At 61.3% G+C, this 17,429-nt stretch carries 15 protein-coding genes and 1 riboswitch; of the genes, 9 read left to right on the top strand and 6 right to left on the bottom strand.

The genetic code is table 11. From position 1 onward, the window contains the following. Window positions 1-14 precede the first annotated feature (14 nt). The gene (gene maiA / locus QM647_RS12790) at window positions 15-671 is read left to right on the top strand and encodes a maleylacetoacetate isomerase (RefSeq protein ID WP_414995911.1); all 657 of its coding nucleotides are present in this window, start codon (window positions 15-17) and stop codon (window positions 669-671) included. After that, complete coding sequence (locus QM647_RS12785; RefSeq protein ID WP_414995910.1) at window positions 668-1,024, top strand: Rieske (2Fe-2S) protein; 357 nt, start codon at window positions 668-670, stop codon at window positions 1,022-1,024. The genes maiA and QM647_RS12785 overlap by 4 nt, the downstream gene beginning before the upstream one ends. A gap of 50 nt (window positions 1,025-1,074) precedes the next feature. On the opposite strand, the gene QM647_RS12780 is transcribed toward QM647_RS12785, so the two are convergent. Next, window positions 1,075-1,956: an EamA family transporter gene (locus QM647_RS12780; protein ID WP_414995909.1), complete on the bottom strand. Its 882-nt coding sequence runs from the start codon at window positions 1,954-1,956 to the stop codon at window positions 1,075-1,077. A 14-nt stretch (window positions 1,957-1,970) separates the two neighbouring features. Beyond that, window positions 1,971-2,037, bottom strand: a riboswitch (guanidine-III (ykkC-III) riboswitch). Between the two features lie 101 nt (window positions 2,038-2,138). Between QM647_RS12780 and QM647_RS12775 the strand changes: the two genes are divergently transcribed. Continuing rightward, window positions 2,139-3,197, top strand: a complete 1,059-nt coding sequence (locus tag QM647_RS12775) for a glycosyl hydrolase family 18 protein (protein WP_414995908.1) — start codon at window positions 2,139-2,141, stop codon at window positions 3,195-3,197. An 82-nt stretch (window positions 3,198-3,279) separates the two neighbouring features. Here the strand turns inward: QM647_RS12775 and QM647_RS12770 are convergent, their stop codons facing one another. After that, a complete protein-coding gene (locus QM647_RS12770; RefSeq protein WP_414995907.1) occupies window positions 3,280-3,585 on the bottom strand; it encodes a hypothetical protein in 306 nt (101 codons plus the stop codon). Between QM647_RS12770 and paaC the strand changes: the two genes are divergently transcribed. Next, window positions 3,563-4,348 (top strand): 1,2-phenylacetyl-CoA epoxidase subunit PaaC, encoded by a 786-nt coding sequence (gene paaC, locus QM647_RS12765; protein ID WP_414995906.1) that lies wholly within the window; start codon window positions 3,563-3,565, stop codon window positions 4,346-4,348. The two genes, QM647_RS12770 and paaC, sit on opposite strands and share 23 nt — an antisense overlap. On the opposite strand, the gene QM647_RS12760 is transcribed toward paaC, so the two are convergent. Together QM647_RS12760 and QM647_RS12755 are read right to left on the bottom strand one after the other, a co-directional pair. After that, the gene (locus QM647_RS12760; RefSeq protein WP_414995905.1) at window positions 4,349-5,269 is read right to left on the bottom strand and encodes an ornithine cyclodeaminase family protein; all 921 of its coding nucleotides are present in this window, start codon (window positions 5,267-5,269) and stop codon (window positions 4,349-4,351) included. A 3-nt stretch (window positions 5,270-5,272) separates the two neighbouring features. After that, window positions 5,273-6,175, bottom strand: coding sequence for a LysR family transcriptional regulator (locus tag QM647_RS12755; protein WP_414995904.1), 903 nt, complete (start codon window positions 6,173-6,175; stop codon window positions 5,273-5,275). Window positions 6,176-6,279: 104 nt separating this feature from the next. Between QM647_RS12755 and QM647_RS12750 the strand changes: the two genes are divergently transcribed. From QM647_RS12750 to QM647_RS12730, 5 genes are all read left to right on the top strand, one after another. Further along, window positions 6,280-7,563 carry an NAD(P)/FAD-dependent oxidoreductase gene (locus tag QM647_RS12750; RefSeq protein WP_414995903.1) on the top strand — a complete coding sequence of 428 codons (1,284 nt, stop codon included), beginning with the start codon at window positions 6,280-6,282 and terminating at the stop codon, window positions 7,561-7,563. Window positions 7,564-7,574: 11 nt separating this feature from the next. Beyond that, on the top strand, window positions 7,575-9,110 hold the full coding sequence (locus QM647_RS12745; protein WP_414995902.1) for an aldehyde dehydrogenase family protein: 1,536 nt from the start codon (window positions 7,575-7,577) through the stop codon (window positions 9,108-9,110). Continuing rightward, complete coding sequence (locus QM647_RS12740) at window positions 9,103-10,272, top strand: acyl-CoA dehydrogenase (RefSeq protein WP_414995901.1); 1,170 nt, start codon at window positions 9,103-9,105, stop codon at window positions 10,270-10,272. The genes QM647_RS12745 and QM647_RS12740 overlap by 8 nt, the downstream gene beginning before the upstream one ends. Before the next feature lie 169 nt (window positions 10,273-10,441). Continuing rightward, complete coding sequence (locus tag QM647_RS12735; RefSeq protein ID WP_414995900.1) at window positions 10,442-11,593, top strand: CaiB/BaiF CoA transferase family protein; 1,152 nt, start codon at window positions 10,442-10,444, stop codon at window positions 11,591-11,593. Next, window positions 11,590-13,245, top strand: coding sequence for a thiamine pyrophosphate-binding protein (locus tag QM647_RS12730; protein WP_414995899.1), 1,656 nt, complete (start codon window positions 11,590-11,592; stop codon window positions 13,243-13,245). Before QM647_RS12735 ends, QM647_RS12730 begins: the two co-directional genes overlap by 4 nt. A gap of 95 nt (window positions 13,246-13,340) precedes the next feature. Here QM647_RS12730 and QM647_RS12725 read toward each other — a convergent pair whose 3' ends face one another. Further along, a complete protein-coding gene (locus QM647_RS12725; RefSeq protein WP_414995898.1) occupies window positions 13,341-14,276 on the bottom strand; it encodes a UDP-glucuronic acid decarboxylase family protein in 936 nt (311 codons plus the stop codon). 131 nt (window positions 14,277-14,407) lie between these two features. Further along, window positions 14,408-17,350, bottom strand: a complete 2,943-nt coding sequence (locus QM647_RS12720) for a TonB-dependent receptor domain-containing protein (RefSeq protein WP_414995897.1) — start codon at window positions 17,348-17,350, stop codon at window positions 14,408-14,410. Window positions 17,351-17,429 lie beyond the last annotated feature (79 nt).

The raw sequence follows: 17,429 nt of genomic DNA, 5'->3' as shown, positions 1-17,429 counted from the left end.
GAAAGCAGGCGAGGATGCTCAAGCTGCATGATTACTGGCGCTCCAGCGCCGCCTACCGGGTTCGGATCGCGCTTAATCTCAAGGGGCTTGACTACAAGCAGGACAGTCACGACCTGCGCACCAATGCCCAGCATCTCGATAGCTACAAGGCGCTCAATCCGCAAGGCCTTGTCCCGGCGCTCGATATCGGCGGCCACATCCTGACGCAGAGTTCGGCGATCATTGAATGGCTGGAGGAAACCTGCCCCGAACCGCCGATTTTGCCGCGTGCCGCCGCCGACCGGGCCGTCGTCCGGGCGATGGCGGCGCTGGTCGCCTGCGATATCCACCCGCTCAACAATCTGCGGGTGCTACGCGAACTGAAAAATGACTGGGGCGCCGACGACGCCCAGACGAAGATGTGGGCCAGGGGCTGGATCGCCGAGGGCTTCACCGCCCTGGAAAGTTTGATCGCCCGGCATGGCGGCGGCTATTGCTTCGGCGAGCGCCCCACCCTGGCCGACTGCTTCCTGGTGCCGCAGGTTTTTTCCGCTCAACGCTTCGGCGTCAGCCTCGATCCCTACCCGAATATCCGGGCGGTCAATGAGCGCTGCGATGAGCATCCCGCCTTCGCCCGCGCCCATCCGGCGCACCAGCCCGATGCCGATACGGTCGATTTCAATACCAGATGAATTTACGCGTTTACGCCACCCCCGCCGGCGTTAAACTGGGGCTGAAGGATCTGATCGCGCCCGATAGCGCGCGGAATTTCGTTCTCGAAATCGGCGAAGCGCATTTTCATGGCTTCGTGGTGCGCAAGGCAGATGACTATTACGGCTATGTCGATCACTGCCCACACGCTGGCCTGCCGCTGGCGCAGGAACTGGATGATTACCTGACGCCACAGGCCGACCTGATCTCGTGCAGCTGGCATGGCGCTCTGTTTCGCATCGCTTCCGGTCAATGCGTCGGCGGTCCCTGCGCCGGGCAAGCGCTGACGCCATGGCCGGTACGAATCGAAAATGGTTTTATCGTCACAGCCTAGTTTGACGCGCATCTTAATCCGAAAAGTGCGTTACACTTTATCGGGATGCGCTAAGCCGTCGCGTCGTTCGATCCGCGTTTCGCCGTCAGGCTGGAGCCGGCCGAGGCGATGATGACCAGTGCCACCGCCAGCCATTGCAGCGGCGTCAGAAGCTCGTGCAGCAGCACGAGACCGAACAGCGCCGCGGCGGCCGGTTCGAGGCTCATCATCAGGCCAAAGGTCTTGGCCGGCATAGCCTTCAGGGCGACCATTTCCAGCGCATAGGGAATGGCGCTGGCCAGGATGCCGATGCCCACACCGTAGAGCAGGATGACTGGCGACAAAAGCGAGGCGCCGGCAAAGGCAACCCCGATCGGCACGGTGAAGAGCGTCGAAAACGCCATGCCGAGCGCCACGGCCTTGCCGCCATGAACGCGATCGCCGACCTTCTGGCCAACGATAATGTAGAGCCCCCACAGCACACCAGCGATCAGGGCATAGATCACGCCCAGCGGATCGAGCGCGCCGGCGCCATCGCCCCCCAAACCCTGCCAAGGGATAAGGATCAAAAGCCCGCCGACAGCGCAGGCCACCCAGATGAAATCGCTCCACCTGCGTGAACCGAAGATGGCTACGGCCAGCGGTCCGGAAAATTCCAGCGCCACGGCGATCCCCAGCGGGATGCGGGCGATCGAGGCATAGAAGACCAGGTTCATCACGCCCAGGATCGCGCCATATAGCGCCAGCACCGGCCAGTGCTTGCGCTCCGGCCCGTTGCGCCACGGTTGGAAGACGATCAGCAGCGAAACGGTAGCGAAGAACTGGCGCAGCGCCGTGGTGCCTTCGGAACCGACCAGCGGGAAGACGTGCTTACTCAGCGTCGCGCCCAGTTGCACCGAGATGATGGCAATCAGTATGGCGATGATCGCCCATAATTTTGGATTTTTGGACATGGCTCGACTCCGGTTTGGCGTCGTCTTTTCGTAACCGGGTACGGCGCACCTCGTCCGGAGAATATCTGCGGCAACCATAGCCACGGCAGGTGACAATCTCAACTCAGGGAGAAAATAAAATTGGTCTGGTTGCTTATGACCAATAGGTAGGTCACCATTCCAGAAAAATGGAGGAAACAATAATGAAAGCGCTTGTCGACCTGATTGCGCCAATCCTTCTGGCTGTATCTGCTACCTTGATTGCCATGCCGGCCACGGCCAGGCCAGCGCCAAAGCCGGTCATGATCGGTTACCTGCCGGCCTTCAAGGGGCCCATGCTGCCTTATCTGGATACGATCGACCTCAGCAAGGTCACCCATATCAACCTGTCCTTCGTCAATCCCGATCCGCAAGGCCAGATCGTCAATGGCGACCTGATGGCCTGCATGGATACGCACGACCATAGCCCCCTGCCCGTGGCCGATGTCCAGGCGGTGATCGATCGCGCCCACAAAGCGGGCGTCAAAGTGCTGGCCTCGCTGGGCGGCGGCACCCTGCCCAAATGTTCCGGCGACTGGCCGGCCCTGCTCAGTGCCGACAATCGCGCCCATACCGTGAATACCCTGATCCGGTTCCTTGACGATACCGGCCTCGATGGCCTCGATGTCGATCTCGAATGGGCAGTCCTGACCGAGATTGACCGCAGCGGTGAATATACCCCTTTTATCCAGGCACTGAGCGCGGCCCTGAAAAAGCGCGGCAAGCTGCTCACCTGCGCCACAGCGGCCAATGAAGGCGGCATGGTGCCGGTCTCCTCCGTGCCCTATTTCGACTATGTGAACATCATGTCCTACGATGCCATAGGCCCGGACTGGGGCACGCCGGGCGACGAACACGCCACGCTCGAAATGGCCCGGCACGATATCGCTGTCTGGCAGGCGCGCGGCACGAAAAAGAGCCAGATCGTGCTCGGCATTCCCTTCTACGGCCACGCCTTCGGCAGCTATCAGGCCGGTTTTCATGACTATAAGAGTCTGCTGGCGCAATATGGCGAGGCGGTCGCTGAAAACGATATCCTCGGCAAGGCCTGTGCCGGCTGCGATTACGTCACCTATAATGGCCGCCCGACCATCCGCGCCAAGGCTGAACTGGCGCAGGAATTGGGTGCTGGCCTGATGATCTGGGAACTGACCGCCGATCAGCCCGGTCCGGACAGCCTGCTTGATGCCGCCTATGAGACGCTTAATTGGAGTAGAAAATGATGTGCGCAGCATGAAAATTGCCGCATCGCACAATGAGAAATTCTCTCAAACTGTCGTCAATTTTCCAAATTTGACATTAATGTCAGTTTTTGAAATTGACCGTGAGTCCGAACGTTTGTATTGTGTTTTCAATAACAAGAGAAAACGCCACATACCACACCATGTTTACGCCTCCGCTCTCACGCCAGGATTCGGGCACCACCTCGAAGCCAAGCCACACCCAGACAGCAGACGTAAACCCGGCGGCGCGCCTCGCCAGACCTCTTAAAAATGCTGCATCACGCCCCGATGCAGCATTTTTTGTCTGAAGCGTCAAAAAATAGCCATCCAGGCATGATAATGAAAAGGGACAGGGAACAAACACCATGAAAACAAATGCGAAAATCAAGCCCACACTCCGAACCGACGATGCGGCCTTCGAATATGCGCTGCGCCTGGGCGATGACGCCCTCATTCTCGGCCAGCGCCTGAGCGCCTGGTGCGGCCACGCCCCCAGCCTGGAGGTCGATCTCGGCCTGTCCAGCCTGGCGCTGGACCTCGTCGGACAGGCCACCTTCTGGCTCGAACTCGCGGCCAGAACCGACGCACGCGGCCGCGATGCCGATACCCTGGCCTTCCGCCGTGACCTGCACGATTTTCATAACTGCCTGCTGGTCGAGCAGCCGAACGGCGATTTCGCCCAGACCCTGGCGCGGCAGTTCCTGTTCTCGAACTACCAGCTTCTGTTCCTGGAAGCGCTCAAGGGTTCGTCCGACAAGGCCATGGCCGACATCGCCGCCAAGTGCGTCGGCGATGTGGCCTATCACGTCGATTTCGCCCGCGACTGGATGATCCGGCTGGGCGATTCATCGTGCGTCAGCCATCAGCGCCTGGTGAAGAGTCTCGACTTCATGAACCATTTCGTCGACGAACTGTTCATCATGGACGAGGTCGACGAGGCCCTGCTGGCGGACGGTATCTCGATCTGCAAGGCGTCCTTGCGCGACGAATACGATCAGCGCATTGCCGCCGTGCTCACGGAAGCCAGCCTGACGCCGCCACGCGCCCATCGTTCGGTCATCCTCGGCCGCAAGGGACACGACAGCGAGCACGTCGCCCTGCTACTGCACGACATGCAGATCCCACCACACGAGTCCGATCCGCGCTGGTAATCAGCCCACAGCGAGCGATGCCGCCGCCAGGTCCTGCGCGGCATCGCCCACGCTCTTGAACAGGGTGATGCGGCTTTCCCGATCGGCCACGGCCTCGCCGGCGCAAAGCGTCTGCAAGGTGCCCCTGATCATCTCATGATGCAGCAGCCCCCCGGCGATAGGCTGGGTCAGGTCGCCGGCTTCGCTCAGGGCAGCGAAGGTATCGACCCAGATCTCGGCGCGGGTCATGGCGGCATCATCAGCCTCCCGCATATCCTTCAGATAGCCACCGATCAGCGCCACATGCTGGCCGTTGCGCAACCATTCCCCCTTGATCAGCGGTTCGGTCGAAAGCGTGGCGCAGGCGATGATATCGGCTTTTGCCACACCGGCCACCAGATCGGCGCAGACCTCAGCCTGGAAGCCGCCTGCCTTCAGCGCCGCCACCAGCTTTTCGGCATTGGCGAGGGTGGGGCTGAAGACCTGGACCGTTTCGATCCCGCGCACCGCCCGATAGGCAAAGGCCAGTTCCGAGGCGATCCGGCCCGAGCCGACCAGCAGCAGGTGTTTCGCGCCGTCAATCCCCAGGCGATCCGCCGCTATGGCCGCCACCGCCGCCGTCCGCCGCGCCGTCAGTTCGCCGCCATCGAGCAGGGCCATGTGTTCACCGGTCACCGCATCGAATAACAGATAGCTGGCCGTCACCGCCGGCAGGTGACGTCGCGCATTGCCGGGCGTGACATTGACGACCTTCACACCGCCCATACCCTGGCTCCAGGCCGGCATCATCAGCAGGGTCGCATCTGGCTCGCCCTCATTGCTAACCGTATGGACATGGCGCTGTGGCGAGGTCGTCTCCCCTTGCAACAGCTTCGGCAATTGCGTCGTCAGTTTGGCATAGGGCAGGCGGTCGATCAGGTCGTGCGCGGTCAGGTTTTGCATTTTTTATTGTCCGTTATCAGCGGCAGTTTCGGTAACGAGCCAGTCGCGGAAGGCGACCAGCGGCGGGTGGTCGGCGCGGTCTTCCGGCCAGGCCAGATAGTAGGCTTCGGCGTTCTTCATGGGGAGGTCGAGCGCCCGCACCAGCTGGCCGGTGCGCAGCTCCTCCTCAATCAGAAAGTCCGGCAGCAGGGCCACGCCGAGACCGGCGCGCGCCATCTGGGCCATGGTGGCGAACTGGTCGAACAGCATGCCCTGCACATGCTCGGCCGGGGCCTCATTCTGGCGCAGCCAGCGTTCCCAGGCGTCCGGCCGGGTGGTGATATGCAGCAGTGGCGCCTTGCGCAGGTCCGCCGGCGCCTCGAAGCGGTAGCGTTCCAGCAGGGCCGGACTGCATGCCGGCACGACATATTCTTCGCGCAACAGCAGGGTCTCGGCGCCCGGCCAGTCACCCGTGCCGTGGTGGATGGCGGCGTCCATGGCTTCCTGACGGAAATCGAAGGCGGTCAGGCGGGTCGTCAGGTTGAGCGTGGTGCCCGGATTTTGACTGAGAAAGCCCGGCAGGCGCGGCGCCAACCAGCGCGCGCCAAAGGTCGGCAGGACGGCGAGATTGAGCGTCCCGCCAAAGGGATTGGCGCGCAGATTGAGCGAGGCGGTGCTGATCTTTTTCAGCGCATCGCGGATTTCGCGGGCATAGGCTTCGCCGCCGGGGGTCAGGCGGATGGTCTGGCGTTCGCGGTGGAACAGCTCGACCTCTAACTGGTCCTCCAGGGCCTTGATCTGGCGGCTGACGGCGCTTTGAGTCAGGGCCAGCTCGCGCGCCGCCGCCGTAATGCTCCCGGTGCGCGCCGCGGCCTCGAAGGCCTGCAGGTGGGCGGTAGGCGGCAGAAAGCGGCGCGGGGCTAACATAGGCTCATGTCATTCCAAATTAGAATGATGTAATGCCGAAATGGCAATGGATAAGACCCATATTAGCGCGTATAAGCCAGTTGTCCATACAGATACGGAATGACATGCAGGGTAGCACGAAAACGCACGGTCTCTGGGAAACCACCGCGCCGCCGGCGCCGGAAACGGCCGCACTGACCGGCGATGTGCGCACGCAAGTCTGTATCATCGGCGGCGGCTATACCGGCAATTCGGCGGCCCTGCACCTGGCGAAAAAAGGCGTGGCCTCGGTCGTTCTGGAAGCGAAGGAGATCGGTTTCGGCGGCGCCGGGCGCAATGTGGGGCTGGTCAATGCCGGCATGTGGGTCATGCCCGATGAACTGCCGAACGTGCTGGGCGAGGTCCACGGCGACCGTCTGCTGAAGCTCTTGGGCGATGCCCCTTCGGCCGTTTTCGATATTGTCGATAATTACGGTATCCAGTGCCAGCTGCAAAAGCACGGCACCCTGCATTGCGGTGTCGGTCAGGCGGGTCTGGAAGAGTTGCAGCAGCGCGAACAGCAATGGCAGGCGCGTGGCGCGCCGGTGCGCCTCCTCTCCGCCGAAGAAACCGCCGAAAAGGTCGGCTCCACCGCCTATACCGGCGCCCTGCTCGATCTGCGTGCCGGCACCATCCAGCCGCTGGCCTATGTGCGCGGACTGGCCACGGCAGCGCTGAAAGAAGGCGCGACACTATATACCGGTTCTCCCGCGCTGGAAGTGACGGCCAAGGGTTCGCAATGGCGGGTGAAAACGCCGCAAGGGTCCGTTACCGCCGACTGGGTGATCATGGCGACCGACGCCTATACGCAAGGCCCGTGGGAAATCATTCGCCGCGAACAGGTCCACCTGCCCTATTTCAACTTCGCCACCGTACCACTGCCGGAAGATATCCGCGCGACCATTCTGCCCGGCAAGGAAGGCGTGTGGGATACGAAAGAAGTCCTGTCCTCCTTCCGCATGGATATCCATGGCCGCCTGATCTTCGGCAGCGTCGGCGCATTGAAGGGCGTCGGCGAAGCCATCCACCGCACCTGGGCCCTGCGCGCCCTGCACAGGATTTTCCCGCAAATCGGCAATGTGAAGTTCGAGGCCGAATGGTACGGCCAGATCGGCATGACCGACGACAACCTGCCGCGTTTCCACAAATTCGCACCGAACGTCATTGGCATCAGCGGCTACAATGGCCGCGGCATCGCGCCCGGCACGGTCATGGGCCGCACCCTGGCCGAACTGATCGCCGGCGAAAAGGCCGAAGCCGACCTGCCCCTGCCCGTCACCACGCCCACTGATGCCAAGATGCGGGCGCTCAAGGAAGTTTTTTACGAGGTCGGCGCGCAAGCGGTGCACCTTACCGATTCACGTTTCTAAGGAACCGAACCATGATCACCGACACTACCAAGACCGCCGCGGAAGTGGCCGACCTGCTGAAAGCCCTCGGCGTCGACGCCAAATCCTATACCGGCGGTTCGCTGGCCGTTCATTCGCCGGTCAATGGCGACCGCATTGCTGATGTCGTCGAGACCTCGGCCGCCGACGCCAAAAAGGCTATCGACGCCGCACACAAGGCCTTTCTTGACTGGCGCGTCATCCCGGCCCCGAAGCGTGGCGAACTGGTCCGCATCTTCGGTGAAGAACTGCGCGCCCACAAGGCCGAGCTGGGCAAGCTGGTGTCGCTCGAAGTCGGCAAGGTGACCTCGGAAGGCCTGGGCGAAGTGCAGGAAATGATCGACATCTGCGATTTCGCCGTCGGTCTCTCCCGCCAGCTTTACGGCCTGACCATCGCCACCGAACGCTCCAGCCACCGCATGATGGAAACCTGGCAGCCCCTCGGCGTGGTCGGCATCATCTCGGCCTTCAACTTCCCCGTCGCCGTCTGGGCGTGGAACGCGGCGCTCGCCCTGGTCTGCGGCGACTCGATCGTCTGGAAGCCATCGGAAAAGTCGCCGCTCACCGGCCTGGCCACCCACGCCCTGTTCGAGCGCGCCCTCAAGCGCTATGTCGATGAAGGCTACGATGCCCCGGCCGGCCTCTCCGCCCTGATCATCGGCGCCCGCGAAATCGGCGAAGTCCTGGTCGATCACGAAAAGGTCGCTCTGATCTCCGCCACCGGCTCGACCGCCATGGGCCGCGCCGTCGGTCCGAAGCTGGCCGCCCGCTTCGCCCGTTCGATCCTCGAACTCGGCGGCAACAATGCCGCCATCGTCGCGCCAACCGCCGACCTCGACCTCACCCTGCGCGGCGTCGCCTTCGCCGCCATGGGCACGGCCGGTCAGCGCTGCACCACCCTGCGCCGCCTGTTCGTTCATGACAGCGTCTATGACACCCTGGTGCCGCGCCTGAAGAAGGCCTATGCCTCGGTCAAGATCGGCAACCCGATGGAAGATGGCACCCTGGTCGGTCCGCTGATCGACAAGTTGGCCTTCGACGGTTTTGAAAAGGCGCTCGGCGAAGCCAAGGCGGCCGGTGGCGTCGTCACCGGCGGCGAACGCGTCACCGTCTATGGCGACAACAGCTATTATGTCCGCCCGGCGATTGTTGAAATGGGCAAGCACGAAGGCCCGGTCCTGCGTGAAACCTTCGCGCCGATCCTCTACATCCTGCGCTATTCCGATGTGACCGACGCCATCGCCATGCAGAACGATGTCGGCGCCGGCCTGTCCTCCTCGATCTTCACCAACGACATCCGCGAAGCCGAACTCTTCATGTCGGCCGCCGGTTCGGATTGCGGCATTGCCAATGTCAATATCGGCACCTCGGGTGCGGAAATCGGCGGCGCCTTCGGTGGCGAAAAGGAAACCGGCGGCGGCCGTGAATCGGGCTCCGACGCCTGGCGCGCCTATATGCGCCGCACCACCAACACCATCAATTTCGGCAGCACCCTGCCGCTGGCCCAGGGCGTGGTGTTTGATGTCTGATTTTAATTGGGAAGATCCGTTTCTCCTTACCGAGCAACTGACGGACGACGAGCGGATGATCATGGAGGCGGCGCGCGACTATGCGCAGGGTTCCCTGATGCCGCGCGTGCTGAAGGCCTATGGCGAGGAGCACACCGACCGCGCCATCTTCAACGAGATGGGCGAACTCGGTCTGCTCGGCGCAACGCTTCCGGAACAGTATGGTGGCGCCGGCGCTTCCTACGTCGCCTATGGCCTGATCGCCCGCGAGGTCGAACGCGTGGATTCGGGCTACCGCTCGATGATGAGCGTGCAGTCGTCGTTGGTCATGTATCCGATCTATGCCTATGGCACCGAAGACCAGCGGATGAAATACCTGCCCAAGCTGGCCTCCGGCGAATGGGTTGGCTGCTTCGGACTGACCGAACCCGACGCCGGTTCCGATCCCGGCTCGATGGCCACCCGCGCCGAGAAGATTGATGGCGGCTACCGCCTCAACGGCACCAAGATGTGGATCTCCAACTCGCCGATCGCCGATGTCTTCGTGGTGTGGGCCAAGCTTGATGGCGTCATCCGCGGCTTCGTGCTGGAAAAGGGCCTGAAAGGACTTTCCGCGCCGAAGATCCACGGCAAGCTGTCGCTTCGCGCTTCGATCACCGGCGAGATCGTCATGGATGGCGTCGAGGTCGGTGAAGACGCGTTGCTGCCGAATGCCTCAGGCCTCAAGGGGCCTTTCGGCTGCCTGAACCGTGCGCGCTACGGCATCGCCTGGGGCGCCATGGGCGCCGCCGAGGATTGCTGGCACCGCGCCCGCCAGTACGGTCTCGACCGCAAGCAGTTCGGCAAGCCGCTGGCCCAGATGCAGCTTTTCCAGAAGAAGCTCGCCGATATGCAGACCGAGATTACGCTCGGCCTGCAAGCCGCGCTGCGTGTCGGGCAATTATTCGATGCCGGGAAGATGCAGCCGGAAATGATCTCGCTGATCAAGCGCAACAACTGCGGCAAGGCTTTGGACATCGCCCGCCAGGCGCGTGACATGCACGGCGGCAACGGCATCCACGAGGAATTCCACGTCATGCGCCATGCGCAGAACCTGGAGTCGGTCAATACCTACGAAGGCACCCACGATGTCCACGCCCTTATCCTGGGCCGGGCGCAGACGGGATTGCAGGCGTTCTTTTGATGAAAAGTAAGATACCCCACCACCACGCCTTTCAGGCGCGGTCCCCCTCCCCGGCAAAGCCGGGGAGGTATGATTTTCTTGTACCTCCCCAACTGATTGGGGAGGGGGACCGCGCCTCTCTTGAGGCGTGGTGGTGGGGCGTCTTGCTTTCTTTTACGGGTCTTGCCGCATGAAGCCTTTGGCCGGCCTTAAAGTCCTGGAACTTGCCCGTATCCTCGCCGGTCCGTGGTGCGGACAATTGCTGGCCGATCTCGGCGCCGAAGTGATCAAGATCGAGCGCCCGGAAGTCGGCGACGACACCCGCACCTGGGGGCCGCCCTTTGTCACGGATACCGCCGGCAACAGTTGGGGTGCGGCCTATTTCCACGCCACCAATCGCGGCAAGTCCTCCGTCGCCATCGCCTTCGAGACCCCCGAAGGCCAGGCCGCCATCCGCCAACTGGCATCCGAAGCCGATATCCTGATCGAGAATTTCAAGGTCGGCGGCCTGAAGAAATATGGCCTCGACTATGACAGTCTGAAAGCCGTCAATCCGCGCCTGATCTATGCCTCTATCACCGGCTTCGGTCAGGATGGCCCCTATGCCGCACGCGCCGGTTACGACTATATCATCCAGGGCATGTCGGGCCTGATGGACATCACCGGCGAACCCGAACGCGAACCGCAGAAGGTCGGCGTCGCCGTGGTCGATATCTTCACCGGCGTCTATACCTCGACCGCCATTCTGGCTGCCGTGCGCGGCCGCGAGGTCAGCGGCGAAGGGTGCCACATCGACATGTCGCTGTTCGATACCGCCACCTCGATCCTCGCCAACCAGGCCAGCAACTATCTGGTCTCCGGCAGGTCGCCCTCACGCCTCGGCAATGCCCATCCCAATATCGCGCCCTATCAGGTGTTCAGGGTAGCGGATGGCCATATCATCGTCGCCGTTGGCAATGACGGCCAGTTCCAGAAATTCTGTGCGGCATTGGGCGCCACGGATATCGCCGCCAATCCGGACTATGCCACCAACGCCCAGCGGGTCGGTCTACGCCTTCAATTGCAGACCGAACTGGCGCCTTACCTCGCGCAAAAGACCCGCGCCGACTGGCTTGACGCGCTGGAAGCCGCCGGTGTCCCGGCCGGGCCAATCAACCGCATCGAGGACGTCTTCAACGATCCGCAGATCATCCATCGCGGCCTGAAGCTCGACCTGACCGCCGCCGATGGCTCAAAGGTCACCGGCGTCGCCTCGCCCATCGTCATCAATGGCGAACGTATGTCCGCCACCTCCCCCTCCCCCATGCTCGGCACCGGGCAAGCCCAATGGACTTCCAAATGACTTCACGTACCGGCGGCCAGATCCTCGTCGATCAACTGAAAATCCAGGGTGTCGATCGCGTCACCTGCGTGCCGGGCGAAAGCTACCTGGCGGCGCTCGATGCTATGTACGACGCCGATATCGACGTGCTGATCTGCCGCCACGAAGGGGGTGCTGCCATGATGGCCGAGGCCTATGGCAAGCTGACCGCCCGCCCCGGCGTCTGCTTCGTCACGCGCGGCCCCGGCGCCACCAATGCCGCCCACGGCGTCCATATCGCCCAGCACGACTCGACGCCGATGATCCTGTTAATCGGCCAGGTGGAGCGCGCCATGCTCGGCCGTGGCGCCTTTCAGGAAATGGACTACCAGCAGGTGTTCGGCAGCGTCGCCAAATGGGTGGTCGAGATCACCGATGCGAAACGCATCCCCGAAATCGTCGCCCGCGCCTTCCGCGTCGCCATGCAGGGCCGCCCCGGTCCGGTGGTCATCTCCCTGCCGGAAGACGTACTGACGGATATGGAAGACGTGACCGATGCGCCGGTCCTGACCTTCGCCAGGCCGGAACTGTCCATCGACGTCTTCCAGCAATTCGAGCAACATCTGCTGGCGGCGAAGAAACCGCTGATCATACTGGGCGGCAGCAACTGGAGTTATGAAGGCTGCACGGCCATTGCCGATTTCGCCATGCGTTTCCAGATTCCGGTGGCTACCGAATTCCGCCGCTCAGCGCTTTTTCCGGCCGATCATCTCTCCTATGCCGGCGATCTCGGCTTCGGCCAGAACCCCAAGCTCAGCGCCCGTGTCAAAGAGGCTGACCTGCTGATCCTGCTGGGCGCGCGCATGGCCGAGGTGCCGTCCTCCAGCTATACCCTGATCGATATTCCAACGCCAAAACAGAGCCTGATCCATATCTTCCCGGATGCCGGCGAGATCGGCAAGGTCTACCAGCCGAGCCTGGGCATCGTCTGCGCACCCGATGAGTTCGCCCGTTCGCTGTCGCATCTGAAAACGCCGGTCAGCAAGCCGTGGGCCGAAGAAACCCAGAACGCCCATATGGACTTCCTGATGTGGACCACCACACCAGCGCAGATCCCCGGCGACTTCCAGTATGGCGAGGTCATGGTCTGGTTGCGCGAAAACCTGCCGGCCGACACCATCACCTGCAATGGCGCCGGCAACTATGCCATCTGGCTGCACCGCTATTGGCGCCACACGCAACCGCGCACCCAGATCGCCCCGACCTCCGGCAGCGTCGGCTACAGCGTACCGGCCGGCGTTATGGCCAAGCGCCAGTGCCCGGACAGGACGGTGGTCGTCTTCGCCGGCGACGGCTGCTTCCTGATGCACGGCAACGAGTTCGCCACGGCTGTCCAGTACGATATCCCGGTCATAATTCTGGTTATCGACAACGGCATGTACGGCACCATCCGTATGCACCAGGAAAAGAACTATCCGCACCGCGTCGTCGGCACCGATCTGAAGAACCCTGACTTCGCCGCCTATGCGGCCGCCTTCGGTGGCCATGGCGAAACCGTGCGCACCACGGCCGAATTCGCCCCGGCCTTCCAGCGCGCGCAAGCCTCAGGCAAGCCGGCAATCATCCACTGTTTCATCGATCCGCAGGCTATTACACCGGCCAAGACGCTCGATCAGGTGGCCCGCGGCGAATAAGCGCAATCCAATAAAGTGTGCAGCACTTTTTGGATAAATTGCGCGCAAAACAAAAATTAGAGAGGTGTTTTGTTTCTATCAAAACGTCTCTCTAATCAACCGAGAAGCTCGCGAAAATAGTCTATGGTTTTGCTTAGGCCCTCTTCCAGAGCGATGGAGGGCTGCCAGCCCAGCGTGGTCTTCGCCAGAGAGATATCCGGCTGGCGCTGACGCGGATCGTCGGCCGGCAGGGGCAGGTTGATCAGTTCGCTGTTGGCACCGGTCAGTCTGATCACCTGTTCCGCCAGTTCGCGCATGGTGAACTCGACCGGATTGCCGATATTGATGGGCCCGGTCACCGTGTCCGGGCTATCCATCAGACGGATCATGCCGTCGATCAGGTCATCGACATAGCAGAAGCTGCGCGTCTGCTCACCGGAACCGTAAAGTGTTATCGGCTCGCCCTTCAGCGCCTGGACGATGAAATTCGACACGACCCGGCCGTCATTGGGGTGCATGCGCGGTCCATAGGTGTTGAAGATGCGCATGACCTTTATCTTCACTCGGTTCTGGCGATGATAGTCGAAGAACAGGGTCTCGGCGCAACGCTTGCCCTCATCATAACAGGCGCGCGGTCCCTGCACATTGACACGGCCCCAATACTCCTCGGTCTGCGGATGGACTTCCGGATCACCATAGATTTCACTGGTCGAGGCCTGCAGTATCTTGGCCTTGGTGCGCTTGGCCAGGCCCAGCATATTGATGGCGCCGATCACGCTGGTCTTGGTCGTCTGAACCGGATCGAACTGGTAATGCACCGGTGAGGCCGGGCAGGCGAGATTATAGATCTCATCGACCTCGACATAGAGCGGAAAGGTCACGTCGTGACGCAGCATCTCGAAATAGGGGTTGCTCATCAGATGCGCGATATTGCGGCGCTGGCCGGTGAAGAAATTATCGACGCATACCACGTCATTGCCGCGTTCCAGCAGGCGCTCGCACAGGTGCGAGCCCAGAAATCCCGCCCCGCCGGTGACCAGTATCTTCTTCACGCCATTCCTTTTAGGTCTGCGCCCGAATCGCAATCGAGCCTTAAACTTATGTCATGTGCTGCCCCTGCGCACAAAAAAACAGCAACCGCGCGGAACGCGGTTGCTGCCAGTTGCACACAAATTTACGAAATTTAGAAGTCGGCGGTGATGCCGAACATGATGGTGCGGCCCATCGGATCATAGGTGCCCGGATAGGTGTTGCCGTTGCCATAGCCGGTGAGGATTTCCTCGGAGATGGTGGGCGGATCCTTGTCGAACACGTTATTGGCCGAGGCGCGGAAGGTGTAACGGCCGCCAAAGCGATAGGTGGCCGACAGATCGAGATAGTCATAGGCCTTGATCTGGCGGTCGATTTCGCTGGTCGTGCCGGCCAGGTAGCTGTTGTCCGTGTTGCTGGACAGCTTGACCGGGTCGAGGTGGCGCCAGTTGGCCGACAGGGTAGCCGCAATCCACGGCATCGACCAGGTCGTGCGCAGGGTATGACGCCAGGTCGGGTTCGGATTACCGCATACCGGACCGAACAGGCCCTTGCAATCGTAGGTGCCAAGGCCTGGCAGGGGCTCGGTGACCTGTTCAGCCAGCAGGGTGCCGTTGAAATCGAACGCTACCTTGCCGAAGTGCTTGCCGGTGACCGCTTCCAGATCCATCGTGTAGCTGGCCAGGAAGTCATAACCGCTGGTCTGCAGATAGCCGGTGTTGACATTGGTCGAGATCACATAACCCAGATTGCTGCCATAGATGCTGCCCGTGGTCGGATCGCGGTGGATCAGATTGCAGAAGAAGCTGTTACCGGTGGTCAGGCATTGGTTGAGGATCAGGGTCGGGTCAACCGATGAAATGTAGTCGTCGACGTGGATGTGATAATAATCGACGCTCATGCGCAGGCTCGGCACAGCGGTCGGCGTATAGACGAAGCCAAGGGTATAGGTCTTGGCTTTTTCCGGATCGAGGTCCGGGTTGCCGCCGTATTTCTGCGTGCACTGGTCGGACGGACATTCCAGAATGCTGCCGTATTGGGCAGCCGAAACGCCTGACAGCTCGCACTGTTCGAGGGTCGCCGAAGGGTCCGAACCCGCGCAGGGGTCGCTCATAGAGACGTTGCCATAGTTCTGGGCGGTGAACAGTTCGGAGATGCTGGGCGCCCGTACGGCGAAGTTATAACTGGCACGGAAACGGATATCGCTGTTGGGCGCATATTCGCCGTCCACCTTCCAGGTCGAGGTATGCTTGAGCGGCGCTTCAGTCGTGGACGACGAGGCCTTGTAGGCCGAACCACGCAGACCGAAATCGAGGGTCAGGTCCTTGACCCACGGCTTGTCCTGGATAACCGGCACATTGAATTCGGCATAGACTTCGTTAGTCGACACCCGACCATCGGAATTGACTCCGCCATTGCTGAGCGCAACTTCGTTGACGACATAGTTCAGGCTGTCAACGCGGCTTTCCGCACCGAAGACTGAAGCCACGCCATCGCTGGCCCAAGGTGACTTCACGCCATAGGCGCCCATGTCGATATTGATGCTGCCGGCAAGCGAATGCTGGCGCAGGGTGTTGCGCGTTTCGCTGACATCCGACAGATAGGCCAGGGCTTCCGCCGAAGGACCGGCAGTCGAGAAGATATCCACCGGCACGCAGTCCGGATCGGTGCCGTCAATCACCGACTTACAGGTAGCAACGCCATCGACATCGACAACCTGGAGCGCATTGGCGACCTTGTTCTGGTTGATGTCGTTATAATAGGCTTCCCTGTAGAAGACGACCGACTGCAGGTAGCTGATGTCGTAGCTGATATTGTCATTGATCTGGCCGCGGGCGCCGATGGTGCCGCGATAATCCTCGTGACGCAGATCGTCACGACGCGGAAGGCCGGCAAAACGGTAACCGATCTGCGCTGTGGTATCGGCGGTCGAAGTCGTCGAACCGCACAGCGATTCCTTCTGCGAGTCGCTCAGCAGAGGATTGTCGCAGTTGATGGTGAAGTTTGTGCCCTGCCAGATAGCGGATGGCGCGACCTGCGAGAAGCTGCGGTCCTTCATGGCGATAAAGGTGCCATAGAGTTCAAAGGCTTCATTGAACTTGTAATGGGCGAACAAGCCGGCGCTCAGGCGCTTGTCGTCGCGCTGGATATAGTTGGTCGGCGAATAGTTGTAGGCCATGGTCGACGAATCGTACGGCACGAAGGTCTTCGAACCATCCGGGTTATTGGCCAGGCTGGTGAGATAGCTCGGGCTGGACGAATCCGTGGAGGTGATCTTGCCGTAGGCGCTGTTGGATGAACCGCCACAGGTATAGCTGCTTTCAGAGGCCATATCGAAAGCGCAAGCCGAATAGTCGCGCGAGGCCTGGGTTACCGGCTCTGACTTGCGATAGCCGACAAAACCGGAAATATTGCCACGGCCATCGCCGAAATTGGTACCGCCCGACAGGTTGATTGTATAGGTGCTGCCATCGGTGATGTTGGTCTTCGGCACATCATAGCCCTTGGACTCGATAACGCTGCGCGAATACTCATCGTCGTTGGTATGCTCGGCATAGCCATACTGGGCATCGAGATGGATACCCGTGAGGTTCTTCTTCAGAACGAAGTTGACCACGCCCGAAATAGCATCGGAGCCATAAACGGCGGACGCACCACCGGTCACCACATCGACACGATCAACCATAGCCGTCGGTATGAAATTCAGATCGCTGCCTTCGGCCGGCAGAGCACGCTGGCCGTCGATCAGAACGAGGTTACGGTTGGTGCCGAGATTGCGCAGGTTAACCTGCGACGTGCCGTCGGACCCATTCGAGGAATACTGGGTTGCGCTGGAAGTCACCTGCGGCAGGTTGTTCAGCACGCTTTCAACCGTAGTGGCTCCCTGAGACTTGATCTCGGCGGAGTCGACCGTGGTAATGGGGCTGTTGCTCTTGAGATTAGGGCGCTTGATGCGCGTACCGGTGACCACCACGGTGGTGGTTTCGGCGGGTGCAGCGGTATCGGAGGTGGCAGCGTCCTGGGCGAAAGCCGCAGGTGATGTCAGTAGCGCGGCGCAGGCGGCGCCGATCAATAGAGAGTTGCGTGTCTTACTCATACGATACCTTAACTGAAATAAAGGATTGGGGAGGAGCTGGGAGGCGGCAATCCTTGGACAACCGTGTCATCGATCGATA

The organism is Asticcacaulis sp., assembly GCF_047605585.1.
Classification (GTDB): domain Bacteria; phylum Pseudomonadota; class Alphaproteobacteria; order Caulobacterales; family Caulobacteraceae; genus Asticcacaulis.
This window is presented reverse-complemented; position numbering and strand designations above follow the sequence as displayed.